The sequence below is a fragment of the Mesorhizobium sp. M0998 genome, assembly GCF_040318885.1.
Lineage (GTDB): Bacteria > Pseudomonadota > Alphaproteobacteria > Rhizobiales > Rhizobiaceae > Mesorhizobium.
In genome coordinates, this window is the sequence record NZ_JAMYND010000015.1 from 81,584 (window position 1) to 98,026 (window position 16,443).

15 protein-coding genes are annotated in these 16,443 nt (G+C 61.6%); 2 read left to right on the plus strand and 13 right to left on the minus strand.

The genetic code is table 11. The features are described 5' to 3' along the window. Positions 1 to 4 precede the first annotated feature (4 nt). The 3 genes from NKH59_RS16525 to NKH59_RS16535 form a co-directional block, all read right to left on the minus strand. A complete protein-coding gene (locus NKH59_RS16525; RefSeq protein WP_352539581.1) occupies positions 5 to 1,924 on the minus strand; it encodes a potassium transporter Kup in 1,920 nt (639 codons plus the stop codon). A gap of 158 nt (positions 1,925 to 2,082) precedes the next feature. After that, positions 2,083 to 3,996 (minus strand): potassium transporter Kup, encoded by a 1,914-nt coding sequence (locus tag NKH59_RS16530; RefSeq protein WP_352539580.1) that lies wholly within the window; start codon positions 3,994 to 3,996, stop codon positions 2,083 to 2,085. A gap of 96 nt (positions 3,997 to 4,092) precedes the next feature. After that, the gene (locus tag NKH59_RS16535) at positions 4,093 to 4,833 is read right to left on the minus strand and encodes a pyridoxine 5'-phosphate synthase (RefSeq protein ID WP_352539579.1); all 741 of its coding nucleotides are present in this window, start codon (positions 4,831 to 4,833) and stop codon (positions 4,093 to 4,095) included. A 115-nt stretch (positions 4,834 to 4,948) separates the two neighbouring features. Between NKH59_RS16535 and NKH59_RS16540 the strand changes: the two genes are divergently transcribed. Then, positions 4,949 to 5,353: a SpoIIAA family protein gene (locus tag NKH59_RS16540; RefSeq protein ID WP_352450052.1), complete on the plus strand. Its 405-nt coding sequence runs from the start codon at positions 4,949 to 4,951 to the stop codon at positions 5,351 to 5,353. A 19-nt stretch (positions 5,354 to 5,372) separates the two neighbouring features. Here NKH59_RS16540 and NKH59_RS16545 read toward each other — a convergent pair whose 3' ends face one another. The 8 genes from NKH59_RS16545 to NKH59_RS16580 form a co-directional block, all read right to left on the minus strand. Then, positions 5,373 to 6,500, minus strand: a complete 1,128-nt coding sequence (locus NKH59_RS16545) for an ATP-dependent DNA helicase (RefSeq protein ID WP_023720791.1) — start codon at positions 6,498 to 6,500, stop codon at positions 5,373 to 5,375. 147 nt (positions 6,501 to 6,647) lie between these two features. Next, positions 6,648 to 6,980 carry a nitrile hydratase accessory protein gene (locus NKH59_RS16550; RefSeq protein ID WP_352539758.1) on the minus strand — a complete coding sequence of 111 codons (333 nt, stop codon included), beginning with the start codon at positions 6,978 to 6,980 and terminating at the stop codon, positions 6,648 to 6,650. A gap of 19 nt (positions 6,981 to 6,999) precedes the next feature. Continuing rightward, the gene (gene nthB / locus NKH59_RS16555) at positions 7,000 to 7,659 is read right to left on the minus strand and encodes a nitrile hydratase subunit beta (protein WP_352539578.1); all 660 of its coding nucleotides are present in this window, start codon (positions 7,657 to 7,659) and stop codon (positions 7,000 to 7,002) included. After that, positions 7,656 to 8,261: a nitrile hydratase subunit alpha gene (gene nthA, locus NKH59_RS16560; RefSeq protein ID WP_352501008.1), complete on the minus strand. Its 606-nt coding sequence runs from the start codon at positions 8,259 to 8,261 to the stop codon at positions 7,656 to 7,658. The genes nthB and nthA overlap by 4 nt, the downstream gene beginning before the upstream one ends. 56 nt (positions 8,262 to 8,317) lie before the next feature. Continuing rightward, positions 8,318 to 11,476, minus strand: coding sequence for an efflux RND transporter permease subunit (locus NKH59_RS16565; RefSeq protein WP_352539577.1), 3,159 nt, complete (start codon positions 11,474 to 11,476; stop codon positions 8,318 to 8,320). Further along, positions 11,473 to 12,720 carry an efflux RND transporter periplasmic adaptor subunit gene (locus NKH59_RS16570; protein ID WP_352501010.1) on the minus strand — a complete coding sequence of 416 codons (1,248 nt, stop codon included), beginning with the start codon at positions 12,718 to 12,720 and terminating at the stop codon, positions 11,473 to 11,475. The genes NKH59_RS16565 and NKH59_RS16570 overlap by 4 nt, the downstream gene beginning before the upstream one ends. A 168-nt stretch (positions 12,721 to 12,888) precedes the next feature. Continuing rightward, a complete protein-coding gene (locus tag NKH59_RS16575) occupies positions 12,889 to 13,485 on the minus strand; it encodes a LysE family translocator (RefSeq protein WP_352539576.1) in 597 nt (198 codons plus the stop codon). A gap of 131 nt (positions 13,486 to 13,616) precedes the next feature. Further along, entirely contained in the window at positions 13,617 to 14,573 is a 957-nt protein-coding gene (locus tag NKH59_RS16580; RefSeq protein WP_352539575.1) for an acyl-CoA desaturase, read from the minus strand. A 186-nt stretch (positions 14,574 to 14,759) separates the two neighbouring features. Between NKH59_RS16580 and NKH59_RS16585 the strand changes: the two genes are divergently transcribed. Next, positions 14,760 to 15,164 (plus strand): metalloregulator ArsR/SmtB family transcription factor, encoded by a 405-nt coding sequence (locus NKH59_RS16585; protein ID WP_352539574.1) that lies wholly within the window; start codon positions 14,760 to 14,762, stop codon positions 15,162 to 15,164. On the opposite strand, the gene NKH59_RS16590 is transcribed toward NKH59_RS16585, so the two are convergent. Then, the gene (locus NKH59_RS16590; protein ID WP_352539573.1) at positions 15,161 to 15,310 is read right to left on the minus strand and encodes a hypothetical protein; all 150 of its coding nucleotides are present in this window, start codon (positions 15,308 to 15,310) and stop codon (positions 15,161 to 15,163) included. The genes NKH59_RS16585 and NKH59_RS16590 overlap by 4 nt on opposite strands. A 542-nt stretch (positions 15,311 to 15,852) precedes the next feature. Then, on the minus strand, positions 15,853 to 16,425 hold the full coding sequence (gene ilvN / locus NKH59_RS16595; RefSeq protein ID WP_023676680.1) for an acetolactate synthase small subunit: 573 nt from the start codon (positions 16,423 to 16,425) through the stop codon (positions 15,853 to 15,855). Positions 16,426 to 16,443 lie beyond the last annotated feature (18 nt).

The window sequence follows — 16,443 nt, forward strand, 5'->3', positions numbered from 1 at the left end:
TTGCTCAGATAGCCACCTGCGTTCCGATCTCGACGACGCGTCCGGTCGGGATCTGGAAATATTCCGTTGCATCGGCCGCCGAGCGCGCCAGCCCGATGAACAGCTTGTCCTGCCAGACCGGCATGCCGGAATTGGGCGAGGCCTTGAGAGAGCGCCGCGACAGGAAGAAGGACGTCGTCATGATGTCGAACTTCCAGCCCTGTTTGCGGCAGATCGCCAGCGCACGCGGGATGTTGGGCTGCTCCATATAGCCGAAGGTCAGCGTCACCCGCATGAACAGCTCGTTGACCATTTCCATCTTGACGCGCTCGCTGTCGGGCACAACCGGCTGCGGTGCCGTCACCACCGAAAGGATGACGTTCTGCTCGTGCAGCACCTTGTAGTGCTTCAGGCTGTGCATCAGCGCGGTCGGCGCGCTCAGCGGATCGCTGGTCAGGAACACCGCGGTGCCCGACACCAGATGCGGCTTCTTCTTCAGCAGATTGCCGGCGAGGAAATCCAGCGGGATCTCGTTCCGGCGCGTCTTGTCGAACAAATAGCGGCTGCCGCGGATCCAGGTCCACATAGTCATCACGATAACTGCGGCGATGGCAAGCGATGCCCAGCCACCTTCAAACACCTTGACTATGTTGGCGGCAAAGAAGCCGGTATCGACGAAGGCGAACACGGCCATCAAGGCGATCGCGACGCCGAGCGGCCATTTCCAGATGCGCGTCATCACAACAAAAAGCAGCACATTCGTCACCAGCATGTTGCCGGTCACCGAAATGCCGTAGGCCGAGGCCAGGCGGCTGGATTCGCCGAAGCCGACCACCAGCAACATCACCACCAGCGCCAGCATCAGGTTGATGCGCGGCAGATAGATCTGGCCCGACTGTTTTTCCGACGTATGCTGGATAACGAAACGCGGCAGCATATTGAGCTGCACCGCCTGTCTGGTCAGCGAAAAAGCGCCGGAGATCACCGCCTGGCTGGCGATGACGGTCGCCGCCGTCGCCAGCACGACCATCGGAATAAGCGTCCAGCCCTGGTTCATCTCGAAGAATGGATGACCGACAACGCCGCCATTTGCCAGCACGAAGGCGCCTTGCCCGACATAGTTGAGCAACAGACAAGGAAACACGATTGCCAGCCAGGCGAGTACGATCGGCTTGCGGCCGAAATGGCCGAGGTCGGCATAGAGCGCCTCGGCGCCGGTGACGGCGAGGAAGACCGCACCAACCGTGACGAAGGCGACATCGGGCGAGTTGACCAGGAACGACACGATGTAATGCGGGCTGATCGCCAGCAGGATTTCCGGATCGGCGATGATGTGGTTAATGCCGGAAAGGCCGATGGCCAGGAACCACAGCGCGGTGACTGGCCCGAACACCAAACCTACGCCGCCGGTGCCGAATCGCTGTACCGCAAACAGGATCGCCAAGATGGCCAGTGTCAGTGGCACCACATAGGGCTGGAATGTCGGCGTGACGACGTTCATACCTTCGACCGCCGATAGCACCGAGATCGCCGGCGTAATGACTGCGTCGCCGAAAAAAAGCGCCGCGCCGACGATGCCGATGCCGAGGATCACCGCCGAGCGGGTCGGGAAACTGTTGCGCGCCAGCGCCATCAGCGACAGCACCCCGCCCTCGCCTCGATTGTCGGCGCGGAGCACGAACATGATGTATTTGATGGTGACGGTGATCGTCAGCGACCAGATGATCAGCGACAACACGCCAAGGATGTCGCCACGGTTGGCGACGTTGCCACCGGCCGATGCGTGCAACGCCTCGCGAAATGCATAGATCGGGCTGGTACCGATATCGCCGTAAACCACGCCGAGCGCGCCCAGCATCAGCACCTTGGTGCTGTGCTGCTCGACCTCAGAATGGCTGGATTGTTCGACAGGTTCTGCCTCGTTACCAGCATTGGTAAGGGCCATGGACGACACTCCGGTAAGCGGGCGGTGCTCTACGCTTGCTGCGCTGCAATATCAAGTGCCGTCACGTAATGGCTCCGTCCCGATATTGCGAGCCCTCCACGACTTGGCAGACTCAGTCCGATCGGCAGACCACCTGGAATGTCGCAACGGACACGTTTTTAAATAGCCACCTGCGTCCCGATCTCGACGACGCGTCCGGTCGGGATCTGGAAATATTCCGTTGCATCGGCCGCCGAGCGCGCCAGCCCGATGAACAGCTTGTCCTGCCAGACCGGCATGCCGGAATTGGGCGAGGCCTTGAGAGAGCGCCGCGACAGGAAGAAGGACGTCGTCATGATGTCGAACTTCCAGCCCTGTTTGCGGCAGATCGCCAGCGCACGCGGGATGTTGGGCTGCTCCATGTAGCCGAAGGTCAGCGTCACCCGCATGAACAGCTCGTTGACCATTTCCATCTTGACGCGCTCGCTGTCGGGCACAACCGGCTGCGGTGCCGTCACCACCGAAAGGATGACGTTCTGCTCGTGCAGCACCTTGTAGTGCTTCAGGCTGTGCATCAGCGCGGTCGGCGCGCTCAGCGGATCGCTCGTCAGGAACACCGCGGTGCCCGACACCAGATGCGGCTTCTTCTTCAGCAGATTGCCGGCGAGGAAATCCAGCGGGATCTCGTTCCGGCGCGTCTTGTCGAACAAATAGCGGGTGCCGCGTATCCATGTGGACATGATCAGCCCCATGCCGCAGGCGACCGTGATCGACACCCACCCGCCTTCGAGGATCTTGACGACGTTTGCGAGGAAAAATCCAGTATCGATCGTGCCGAACAGCAGTGTGAGCGCGGCTGCCAGTGCAAGCTGCCATTTCCACCGGAACCGCATCACCACAAACAACAGGATGGTTGTCATCAGCATTTCGCCAGTCACCGAAATGCCATAGGCGGAAGCCAGCGAACTCGAACTGCCAAAGCCGACCACCAGCAGCATCACGCCGAGCGCGACCACCAGATTGACCCGCGGCATGTAGATCTGGCCGGATTGCATCTCGGAAGTATGCTGCACCTCGATACGTGGCAGCAGATTGAGCTGCACCGCCTGCCGCGTCAGCGAGAAAGCGCCGGAGATCACCGCCTGACTGGCGATCACCGTCGCTGCCGTGGCCAGCCCAACCATGGGCATTAGCGCCCAATCCGGCAGCATCTGGAAGAATGGATTGGTGGGTTTGCCGCCGTTGGCCAGAACGAACGCGCCTTGTCCGAAATAGTTGAGGAGCAGACAAGGGAACACCACGGAGAACCACGCCAGCACGATCGGCCTGCGGCCGAAATGGCCGAGATCGACATAAAGGGCTTCGGCCCCGGTGACCGCCAGGAACACAGCCCCGACCGTGACGAACGCACCGGTGGGCGTATTGGCCAGATAAGCGACCGCGTAATAGGGATTGATCGCCAGCAGGACCGACGGGTCGTCCAGCAGATGGTAGACCCCGGCGGCACCGATCGCCAGGAACCACGCTGCCGTCACCGGTCCGAACACGGCCGCCACCCTGCCGGTGCCAAAGCGTTGCACGGCAAAAAGCATTGCCAGGATGATCAGCGTGATCGGAACAACATAAGTTTCCAGCGTCGGGGTCACCACTTCCAGGCCCTCGACCGCCGAAAGCACGGAGATGGCCGGCGTTATGATGGCGTCGCCGAAAAACAGCGCCGCGCCGCAAAGTCCGATCCCCAGAATGAACCGGGCTCCCTTTGGATAAGCGTTGCGCGCAAGTGCCATCAGCGACAGCGTGCCGCCCTCACCCTTGTTGTCGGCTCTGAGCACGAAAGCGACGTACTTTATCGTGACGATGATCGTCAGCGCCCAGACGATAAGCGACAGCACGCCAAGGACGTCGTTGCGCGCTACCGGTCCCGACGATGCGTGCAGCGCTTCCCGAAACGCGTAGATTGGGCTCGTGCCGATATCGCCGTAAACCACGCCCAACGCGCCCAGCATCAAAACTCTGGTGCTGTGCTGCTCGGCCTTGGAGTGGCTGGATTGTTCGATGGGTTCTGCCTCGCTACCAGCGTGGGCAAGGGCCATGGACGACACTCCCATAGACGTGCGGCGCTCTATGCTGCGGGATGGAAAGGACGCGCTGCCGTGCCGGGAACGCATGGCCTATCGGCTCGCCTTTCTCTACCAGCCACAAGCCTTCAGAAACCGCCTGACCGTTGCGGCCATGCCATACTCCAACGCATCGGCTGTCAACCCATGTCCGATCGAGACTTCGGCCAATGCCGGGATGCGCCTGGCCAGCGCCGGCAAATTGCTCACCACAAGGTCGTGCCCGGCATTGACCTGGAGCCCTGCAGCCAGTGCGGCATCCGCCGTTTTTCCCAATTTCTCCAATTCCTTCGCCGCTTTTGCCGAATCGGAATGATAGCTGCCATATGGACCCGTATAGAGTTCGATCCGGTCGGCGCCGGTGTCGCGAGCGGCTTTCACGCCAGCGGGATCCGGATCGGAAAACAGCGATACGCGAAAGCCTCCCTTCTTCAGGCGCTTGACGACCGGTGTCAGGAACGCAGCCTCGGCGGCGAAGTTCCAGCCATGGTCGGAAGTCGCCTGCGCCGGGTCGTCCGGCACCAGCGTCACCTGCTCCGGCTGATGCTTTTCCACAAGCGCCAGAAAATCCTCGGTCGGATAGCCCTCGATGTTGAATTCCGCATTCGGGAACTCGTCGTCGATCAGCGCCCTGATCTCAGGCAGATCGGAATGCCTGGTGTGCCGCTCGTCGGGTCGCGGGTGCACCGTCAGCCCATGCGCGCCGGCAGCAAGGGCAATGCGTCCAAGCCCGGTCACGCTTGGCCACGGCAGGTCGCGTCGGTTGCGCAGCATGGCGATGGCATTAAGGTTGACGGAAAGCTTTGCAGGCATTTGCACGGCTCCAGGCTGATCTTGGCGCGCATCTATACCGCCTTTAACGGGAACAGACAGAGGGTTTCAGGTGTTCCAAGGTGTGCGAAGAAAATCGAGCCCAAGGAGTTCCCTGTTGAATTTTCTCGAGGCCGTGCCGGCGGTTCGCCGCATCGACACCGATCGCGAAGATCTTTTCGCCATAGATGTCGTCGGCCATGTCGCAGCGGCTGACGCCGAAAACCTGTTCGGATTGCTGGAGGCGGCCTATGCGCTGCATCCGAAAATCGACGTGCTGGTGCGCCTGATCGACCATGAGGGTGTCGACTGGGCCGACGTATCGGACGAGACGATCGAACAGGGCATAGCTCATGCCGTGGAGCATATCGGCCGCTGCGCGGCGATCGGTGAGCCGAACTGGATACCGGAGGCAAGAGCCTTTTTGCCTGCCTCTTTGCCTATCGAACTCCGGCATTTCGAGGCCAAGGACGAAGCCGCCGCCTGGGAATGGCTTGACGCCAGACCGATCGCCCAGCGCTGATACGACGGACCTGACAGCCCTATCGGACGATCGTCAGCCGTTCGGCCGCGCGCGTGATCGCGGTGTAGAGCCAACGCTGGCGAGTTTCCTTGAATGCCCAGCTTTCGTCGAAAAGCACGATCTCGTTCCATTGCGACCCTTGCGCCTTGTGCACGGTCAGCGCGTAACCGTAATCGAAATCGTCGAAGCGCTTCTTCTGCTGCCAGGGAATGTCGGCGTCGGGATCCTCGAATGCGGCCTTGAGCAGCTTGATCTTGGCGACGCCGCGATCCGGGTCGTCTTCCTCCGGTGAGACCAGCAGATTGATGCCGGGCTTGACCGTCTCGCGCGACGAGGTCATCACCTTCCACAGCGAGCCGTTGAGCAGTCCCTTGGCCGGATCGTTGCGCAGACAGACCAGCTTGTCGCCGGCTTGCGGATAATCGGCGTTGAACCCCTTCAGCTCGCGCAGCCGCTGGTTATAACGGCGGCGCGTGCGGTTGGTACCGACCAGCACCTGGTCCGCCTTCAGCACCAGTTCCTGGGTGACGTCTTCCTTGCCGATCACCTGCGCCGCGCCATAGTCGCCGCGCATGAACTCGCGGCCCTCGCGCACGTCGAGCGCAAGCCGGATGATCGGGTTGTCTCGCGCCTGGCGATGGATTTCGGTGAGCAGAATGTCCGGCTCATGGTCCGTGAAGAAGCCGCCGCCGGAAATTGGCGGCAACTGGCCGGGATCGCCGAGCACCAGGATCGGCGTGCCGAAGCTCATCAGGTCACGGCCGAGTTGCTCGTCGACCATTGAGCATTCGTCGATGACGACGAGCTTGGCGCGCGAGATCGGGCTCTGCCGGTTGAGCGAAAATGTCGGCGACATCGATGTCTTGCCGGTTACCTCGTCCGCTACCGATTCTTCGCCCTTCGGCCGGTAGATCAGCGAATGGATGGTGCGGGCATTGACCGCGCCCTTGGAACGCAGCACCTGCGCCGCCTTACCCGTAAACGCGGCGAACTGCACCTGGCCGTCGACATGCTCGGCGAAATAGCGCGCCAGCGTCGTCTTACCGGTGCCGGCATAGCCGAACAGCCGGAACAGCTGCGGCTTGCCGGCTTTCAGCCAGCCGGCCACCGCCTTCAGCGCTTCGTCCTGTTGAGGGGAGAATTCCATCAGCGCGACAGACCGGATTCGCGAGGGAAAGACAAGGTGACTGCCGTCACCATCAATTTTCATCGCCGGCAATCACGCCGCTGCGACAGGGTCAGGCTATCAGTGACGAACAGGAACGTAAAGAGAACAAGGCCAGGCGACCGCAGCTTACCCGGCCCGCTGTGGATCGTTCTCCAGCTGGATCGGCTTGCCATGCGGCGTTGCATGCGCGGCGCGTTCCCAGGCAGCGGCGAGCGCATCGACGTCGCGCTTTCCGGCAACGCCCTTGGCCAAAAGCAGCTTTTCCAGCGCTGCCAGCCAGTGCTCGTAGTAATCGTGACCGTCGCGCGCGGCGCCCGGCCGCTTCACCTCTGCCGACAAAGCATCCGCCCATTCGCTCCACGAAAACAGCCCGTTGTCGTGCAGTGCTACCGTCATGGCAAAGGCCTCTGCTTGCCACGGCTCGGCAAACACAGGCGCCTCGAAACCGGCGGGCAGCATGGCGGCGACTGAGCCCGTCTCACGCCGGCTCAAGGTAGCTCTCCCAGGCATCGATCGACACGACGAGTGTCGGATCGGCGCCCTCGCCCCAGATTTCGCCGCCGGTGAAGGCCACCGTATAGACCCATTGCGGGTTTTCGCCCTGGCCGTGCGCATTGGTGTCGGGAAAGACAAAGCCGTCGCGCACAGCCTCGACGACGCCTCGCTTGCCGCGTGCATAGCGCGGCAACCTGGTGTGGCCGGTCGGATGAAAGTTCTTGGTTCGCACGGGGTCGCCCGCCTTGAACCGCGCAGGCGCGGCGACAGGCCGATCGCAGTGCCCGCCCTTGGCCAGCACCGCCGGAACGTCCTTAGCCTTCAGCACCCGTTTGGGTGTCGCTGCCGGGTCGACTGCGTCGCCCGTAGTCAGGTCCCCGTCGCTGACGAAACCATGGCGTTTGAGCAGCACCTCCAGCGCCTTGATCCATATCTGGTAGTAGCTGGAGGCATAATAATCCGCTGGATGCAGCGATTCCCGCGCGTGCCGGCTCTCGTCGATGGTCCAGGCGCCCATGGCGCCGGCGCACAACGTCACGCCCAGCGCCCGCCTTTCCCAATCGGCATGGAAATAGGGTTCGTCAGGTTCGGGCGCGACCGGCCCGAAACCCATCTGGCCGCCGAGATCCTGCGGCCCGTTCATGCCGGTTCCCGCACCAACGCCGTGCCGATCATGGCATCGCGCGTCACCAGATCGGCGAGCCTTGCCTCATCCCAGCCCTCCGTACCCCGGGGGCGCATCGGCACCACCAGATAGCGCAGCTCGGCGGTCGAATCCCACACCCGGATTGTCGTCCTCGCCGGCAAGGTCAGACCGAATTCCTCGAGCACGCCGCGCGGATCGATCACTGCGCGCGAACGGTAGGGCGGCGCCTTGTACCAGACCGGCGGCAGGCCGAGCACCGACCACGGATAGCAGGAGCATAGCGTGCAGACGACGAGGTTGTGCGTGTCGGCCGTGTTGAACACCGCCTGCATGTGCTCGCCTTGCCGGCCGGTGTAGCCGAGCGATTCGATTGCCGCCGTCGCATCACGCTTCAGCCATGCGGCAAACCCGGGATCAACCCAGGCCTTCGCCACCACCTTTGCGCCGTTGCGCGGCCCGATCTTGGTCTCATAGGTGTCGACGATAACATCAATCGCCGCCGGATCGATCAGGCCTTTGCGGGTGAGAATCGTCTCCAGCGCGCGCACCCGCGCCGCAAAAGGATCAAGCTCGTTGTCGTGGTCGTGATTGTGCGGCATGGCGTCAAATTACGATCGCGGACCCCCGGCCGCAAGCACTACGGCTTGGGCCAGCGCTATTCGGCTGCCGCCTTTTGCGGCACCGGTTCTTCCTCCTCGTCGAACAGTGACGGCTGGTCGACCGCTTCGACCGGGCTCGGCTCACCCCGGCGCCGCGCCCACAGCCTGACCAGCCAGCCGGAAAAATGCTCCATGTAGACGTAAATGACGGGCGTGACGAACAGCGTCAGTGCCTGCGAGGCGACAAGACCGCCGACCACGGCCACGCCGAGAGGCTGACGCAGTTCCGCGCTGGCGCCGGTGCCGAGCGCGATCGGGATGGTACCCATCAGCGCGGCAAGCGTGGTCATCATGATCGGCCGGAAGCGCATCAGGCAGGCCTTGTGGATGGATTCGACGGGCGACATCCCCTCGCGCCTGAGTTCCAGCGCCACGTCGATCATCATGATGCCGTTCTTCTTGACGATGCCGATCAGCATCAGGATGCCGATCACCGCGATCACCGACAGATCCATCCCCGCCAGCCGCAGTGCCACCAGCGCGCCGAGCACCGCCGATGGAAGCCCGGTCAGGATGGTGAGCGGGTGGATGAAGCTCTCATAGAGCATGCCGAGAACGATATAGATGGTCAGAATCGCGCCGCCGATCAGCAGCCCCTGGTTGGAAAGCGAATCCTGGAACGTCTTGGCCGTGCCCGAGAAGGCGGTCGAGATCGTCGGCGGCATGCCGATCTTGTCCTTCAGCGCGTTGATGTGGCTCACGCTGTCGCCGAGGGCCACGCCTTGCGGCAGATTGTAGGAGATGGTCACTGCCGGAAGTTGGCCGAGCTGGTTGACGGTCAAAGCACCGGCGGTCCGATCGACGCGGGCGAACGCACCGAGCGGCACCAGGCTGCCGCTCGCCGTTCTCACCTTGATGGCCAGCATCCGCTCGGGCGACCACTCGATCTTCGGATCGAGCTCCATGATCACGTCGTAGCTGTCGGCCGAACCGAAGATGGTCGACACCTGCTGGGTGCCGAAACCGCCGTAGAGACTGGAGCGCAGCGTGTCGGTATCGACGCCGAGGTTCGCCGCCTTGTCGCGGTCGATCACCAGCGTCGCCTGTAGCGCGTTGTTCTGCAGGTCATTGGTGACGTCGGTGAAGGCGGCATGATCGGCAGCCATCGCGTCCGTCAGCCTCTGCGCCCAGACGTTCGTCAGGCCGGTATCGAGGCCCTGAACGGCAAGCTGGTAGGCACTCGCCGAAGAACGCGCGCCGAGCCGCAGGTTCTGCACCGGCTGCATGTAGGTTTCGATGCCGGGCACATTGGCCAGCTGGCGCCGCAGGTCCGTAAGCACCTTGTCGATGTTCGGTCGGTGGTCCTTGTCTTTCAGCTGCACAAACAGCTGGCCCTGGTTGAGCGCATTGTTTCCACTGCCCGCCGACCAACCGACATGCGCGACGTAGGGCGAATGGGTGAAGACATCCGCCACTTGCCCCTGCAGCTTCACCATCGCGTCAAACGAAATGTCCTGGCGCGCGATGGTCGTCACCGAGACCTGGCCGATATCCTCCTGCGGAAAGAAGCCCTTCGGCGAGATCTGGATCAGCCACACCGACAGCCCGGCGGTCACGAGGAAGACAAGGAAGACAAGGAAATTGTGGTGCAGGCAGGATGTCAGCAGCCTGTCATAGCCCCGCATGAAGACGTTTTGTCTATGGTCCTCGCCATGCGCTGCTTTCTGCTCGGCTTTCGATAATGACAACAGCCGCGAGCACAGCATCGGCGTCAGCGTCAGCGAGACGAACATCGACGCCAGGATGGCGACCGTCACCACCACCGCGAATTCGTTGAAGATGCGCCCGATCACGCCGCCCATCAAAAGCACCGGAATGAACACGGCGACCAGCGAGATCGAGATCGAGATGATGGTGAAGCCGATCTCGCGCGCGCCCTTGAGTGACGCCTCGAGGGCCGAGAGCCCGTCCTCCTCCATATGGCGGAAAATGTTTTCGAGCATGACGATTGCATCGTCGACGACAAGGCCGACCGCCAGCGTCAGCCCCATCAATGAGACGTTGTCGATGGAAAAGCCGAACAGGTACATTACACCCAGCGTGGCGATGAGCGAAATCGGTACCGCCACCGCCGGAATGACCGTCGCCGTCACTCGGCGCAGGAACAGGAAGATCACCATCACCACCAGCGCGATGGTGAGCAGGAGCGTGAACTGCACGTCATCGACCGCCTCGCGGACCGATGTCGAGCGGTCGTTTAGCAACTGGATGCTCGCCGCTGCCGGCATCTGATCGTCGAAGGAAGGCAGCATCGCCTTGACGCGGTCGACGACGTCGACGGTATTGGCATCCGGCTGGCGCTGCACCGCCATAATGATGGCGCGGGTGCCGTCATACCAGCTTGCCGTCGTCGTGGTCTCGACCGAATCGATGACGCGGGTCACCTCGCCGAGCCGCACCGGATGGCCGTTCTTGGTGGCGATGATGATGTTGGAGAATCCCGCCGCATCGTTCAGCTGCGTGTTCGCGGTGATCGTCAGCTGCTGTTTGTTGTTCTTGAGCACGCCGAGCGGCGTGTTGCTGTTGGCCGAGGCAATGGCCGTCTGCAGCTGGTCGATCGAGATGCCGCGTGCGGCGAGCGCCGTCGGATCGATCTGGACGCGCACGGCATATTTCTGCTGCCCGTAGATCGACACCTGCGCAACGCCGTCAATCGTCGACAGCGACGGCGAAATCACATTCTCGGCAAACGCGTCGAGATCAGTCAGCGGAATTGTGTCGCTGACCAGCGACATCAGCAGGATCGGCGCGTCGGCTGGATTGACCTTGCGGTAGCTCGGCGGGCTGGTCATCTCCGGCGGCAATTGTCGTTGCGTACGTGCGATCGCTGCCTGCACGTCGGCGGCGGCTGCATCGATGTCGCGGTTGAGTACGAACTGAATGGCGATCGAGGTCGAGCCGAGCGAGTTGGTCGTCGAGATCGAATCGATGCCAGCGATAGTGGCAAACTGCTTGATCAGAGGCGTTGCCACCGAGGTCGCCATGGTTTCCGGCGAAGCCCCGGGCAGCGAGGCCGAGACGTTGACAACCGGAAATTCGGCGCTTGGCAGCGCCGCGACCGGCAGGAATTTGTAAGCAAATAGTCCGCCCAGAACCAGGGCGAACGACATGAGCAGCGTGGCGACGGGCCTGCGGATGCAGAATTCGGAAATCATGGCTGTGTTCCGCCCGTCCGGTCAGCCTCGGCAACCTTCGGAGCCGCCCGATCGCCTGTGCCGGTCGAAGCCTTGCCTTCGCGCACCGCCGCGCCGTTCTTCAGTTTGGTCTGACCCTCGACGACGACACGCTCGCCGCTTTTCAATCCTTGGCTGATTGCGGTGTTGGTGCCTTCTGTCAGCGCGACCTGCACGGGCCGCATTTCAACGGTGTTGTCCGGCTTGATTACATAGACGAACGGGCCCTTCTGGCTGGGCTGGACGGCGACCGTCGGAACGGACGTCATTTGTGGCATGATGCCGGCATCGAGCACGACGTTGACGTATTGGCCCGGCCATAGCGAAAGATCGGCGTTGGGCACACTGGCCCGCGTTGCGATCGTGCCGGACGCCGTGTCTACGCTGGAATCGACGAAATCCAGCGTTCCCTTACCGACCGGCTTCGGGTCGCCGTCCTTGGTCAGCGTCACCGCACCTTGCCGCGGCGCTGCCAGCGCCTTGTGCAGCAAGGCAAGATCGCTTTCGGGGAGATTGAAGTTCACCTGCAGCGGGTCGACCTGCGTGATCGTCACCAGTGGAGTCGACGTGCTGCTGCCGTTGCTGGTGGTGACGAGATCGCCGACGGCGACGCTGACTGCGCCAAGCCTGCCGGAGATCGGCGCCCTGATCGTGGCGAAGCCAAGCTGGATTTGGTCCGCATCGATCGTTGCCTTGTCGGCGTCGACGGTGGCCGCGGCGGATTTCTGTGCCGCGACGGCCTGATCGTAGGTCTGCTGTGTTCCGGCCTGCCTGGCGACGAGATTTTTGGCGCGCTGAAGATCGGCCGTGGCGCTGGCAAGCAGCGCCTGGTCTTTTGCGAGCGTCGCCTGATCGCGTGCCAGTTGCGCCTTCAACGAGCGATCGTCCAGCGAGAAAAGAAGGTCGCCGGCCTTCACCATCTGTCCGTCCTTGACCGCGATTGCGACGATCTGGCTCGAGACCCGCGCGTTGATGCTGACCACGGCAGGAGAGGACACAAAGCCGATGGCATAGCGCCGGACCGGGAAATCGGCCGTCGTAGCGGTGGCGGCAACCACCGAAGTCGTACGCGCGGCATTTGCCGCTGCAGCGGGCTTGTCCGCCGTCGCCGTCTGCTTCGCCGACAGCATCTGCTGAAGACCGCTCATTGCGCTGGGCGAAAGATAGAGCCACGCCGCGGCAACGCAGGCTGCAGCGATCACCGCTAATACGATCTTTCCGCGCATCGACAAAAGACCTCTCGATCCGACACGCCGCTATCCGGTGGCCGTAGTCTAGCTCAACTCGCAGCCTCTTGCCGCGCTTTTGCCAGATAATAGAGGATGCCGAAGGCGAAAAAGGGCCAAAACCCGTCATTACGAAGATTTAATGTGCAGTGCACAATAGAACGGCAGCTAACGCAGCATCGGCCACAGCGTCGCCGCAAGCATCACACCCATGACGATGTTGAACCATTTGAGCCGCACCGCATCCGCCAGAAAGCCGCGCAGCGCCATGCCGAAACCGGCCCAGGTCGAAATGCTCGGCAGCATGACGACGGCGAAAGCGGCTGCGATCAGCACCACCGACACAAACGGGCGTTCCGGACTGGTATAGACGGCCATGGCTGTAATCGCCATCACCCAGGCCTTGGGATTGACCCACTGGAATGCCGCAGCCTCGATGAAGCGCATCGGCTGGCCCTTCGTCTTGTCTTCGCCGCCGAGCGAGCGCGACATGGCGATCTTCGAGGCGAGATAAAGCAAGTAGAGGCCGCCGGCGATCTTCAACCCGGTATGCAGGACCGGAAAGGCCGTCAACACGGCGCCAAGCCCGAAGCCTACGGCAAGCAACAGCACGAGGAAGCCGATGCCGATGCCGAGCATGTGTGGCACGGTTTTGACCAAGCCGAAATTCACGCCCGAGGCCAAAAGCATGAAATTGTTCGGACCCGGCGTGATCGAGGTCACGAAGGCATAAACCAGCAGAGCAAGGAATGCGTCGAAGGTCATGGAGGATCGCAAAGATCAATAATACTGAAATACTGACTTAAATCGATGAGGTGCTGAGTGCAATTGCAATTCGTTGGTCCACGCGCCCCAAGCGTTCCTTCATATCTTAGGCCAATATCCGCTGAGAACATCTATCTGCGGTAGGGCTGCACCGACCATAGATCTGAATTCGGGGCAGTTTCGCGCTGACGGCGCACGCGTCGCAGCCCTTTTCGTCTCGGCGTATTCTCCGGAATCTTGACGCTGTGCGCCAGACCCAGGATCGCCAGAACCTGAATGAATAGCCAGCCGAGATCGATCTGTCCGTGTTCCAGACCAAGCCGTGCAGACTCGGGAAACGCGTGATGGTTGCCGTGGAAACTCTCGCCGAACGTTACCAGCCCGAAACGCGGCAAATTGTATCCTTGCACGGCAACGTCGTCGACGCGCCATCCTTGCTCCCCATCTCGGTGCGCAAAATGCCCAACCAACCAATGCCCGGTAAGCGACACTGAAACGCGCACCGCGATTCCCCATACCACCCAATCCCAGCCGCCAAGCGCGAAAAAGAGGATCGCCCAGGGCAGTTGTTGCAGCATCCAGGTGCGCTCGACGAACTTGTAGAACCGGTCATTCGTGATCGAGTGTTCGATGACGAAGGTGGGTGGATTGCGCAAAGCGACCGCGCAATGCATCTGCCAGAAGGCATCGGTGAAAAATGGCCGACGATGGGCATGGAGATCGTGACATGCGGTCTGGCGCTGAGCCCAGTCACGAATATCGTGAGCATAGATCATCCCAAAAGGACCGGCCATGCCGACGAGCACGCCAAGGTAGACCAGCGCATGCTCGACCCAGATATGAACCTTGAACGACCGGTGGATGAGCAGACGGTGCATCCCCACCGAGTGTCCGGCGCAGATTGTCGCCGCCGTTGTCGCAACGAATAAGGCGAAGGCACTCCAGCTAAATGTCATCGGTCCCAACACAATGGCGGCGATCGTCATCGCCCCGACCCAGATCGACTTTGCCGGCACCCACACGACTTTGCCGTCTTCGGCGTCACTGTCCTGTTGGGAAATCATTCTGCCCGTGGATATGGTTTTCATCGGTACCCCTCCTCCTGCATGAACATTTCCGGACCACAGCCTTGCCTTCTGGCGCGTCGTCCGTTACTTAGGCAGTAAGCTAATCGTCTACTACTGTGAATTAGGTATTTAGGCAATAGTCTAAATGAAAATAAGAAAGGCGGACCGAGGCGCAGCCAACGCCTCGGCATCACAAGGTGGCAGACAGTGATCGAAGATGCAGAGCACGCAGCGGATGCCGAAACGGCTGCTCACGCAAATGGCGCGATACAGCGCGTGTTTGAAGCGCTATCTTCAGCGCCCCGGCGCAAGATCCTCGCCTATCTTGCGCACTCTTCCCTAACGGCGGGCGAGATCGCGGCGCGCTTCGAGATGTCGAAGCCGTCGATCTCGCAGCATTTGAGCATTCTGGAGACGGCCGGGCTCATCGCCAAGGAGCGGCACGGACAGTTCATCCACTATTCTCTGGTCCAGAACAATCTTGTGAACACGCTGAATGGATTTGTTCAGGATGTCTGCCCGGTATCGCGCCCTATCAAGAGAGAAAGCAAAGAACTTGGTCGAGGCGAGGCAGCGCAAAGATCGCAGTTGCGCAAATCTGAAAAGCCCTAGCGGCTTTGCATCGTTTTCATGAGCGCCTTGGCGTATCGGCAGGCGTCAAATTCCACAGCGATCTCGCAAGACTTTTTGTAAGCGGCCATCGCCTCGGCTTCGTCCGCAGAGACGCCTTCACCATGCTGAAGGGCGCTGCCATACATGGTGCAACCCCAGGCATCGCCCTCATTGCAGCTCAGCTTGAATGTGCGCGATAAGGGCAAGATTCATTGGCACTACCGGCGGCAAGCAGTTTGTTTAGCCCAAGCCGACCCAAGAGAATTCCCGCGCCGCGATTTGTGCAGCCGCCGATACTGCCAGTTGCGCAGGCCTGGGCGAACATCTCCTCGGTCCATTGCTTGTCTTCTGGCGAGTGCTCCTGGATGACCCTGGCCGTCTCGAAACAGGCTTCGCCCCTGCGTCCGTCGAAACACCGCCTGGCACAGGCCAAGACGTCTTTCTCACAACCTTGGTAATCTATTCCCGGCGTGGAAAAGAGCGCGTCATCGACGCCCGACGCCCTGCGCCAAATATCGGCCGGGCATTGTTGGAAATAATAGCTCGGTGTGCCCCTGCGGGTCGATTTCTTCAAACAATTTCGGCAGCACTGACTTGTCGAATACCGGCTCCTAGCTGGCCGCCGCCGTCGTGACCGCAAGAACGATTGCGCCGGCGCCTGCTAGAATTGCCGCCGCGAGCATCATGATCACATCCCTTGCGGGCCGCGGTTCATCGCCGCCACCCCGGTACGGCAGATCTCGACCAGCCCGAGCGGTTTCATGATGGCGATGAACTGATCGAGCTTGGAGCCCTTGCCGGTGATCTCGAAGATGAAATGCTCGGTGTTGGCATCGATGACGCTGGCGCGGAATGCATCGGCGAGCCGGAGCGCCTCGACGCGGGCTTCGCCGGTGCCGGCGACCTTGACCAGCGCGAGTTCCCGCTCCAATGGCCGCTCCTGTCCGAATTCCTGCGACCGCACGGTGAGATCGACGACGCGGTGCACCGGCACGATGCGCTCGAGCTGGTGCTTGATCTGCTCCAGCACGTGCGGCGTGCCGCGCGTCACGATGGTGATGCGCGACAGGTGCTTTTCGTGCTCGGTTTCCGAGACCGTCAGGCTCTCGATGTTGTAGCCACGTCCGGAAAACAGGCCGATGACCCGCGCAAGCACGCCCGGCTCGTTGTCGACCAGGACCGAAAGCGTGTGGTTCTCTGGTTTTTCCGTCTCCTTGGCGATGAAATAGGCGGAGCCGGTCGGTTGCAACTGTGCGTTCATGACATGAATCTCGATTTC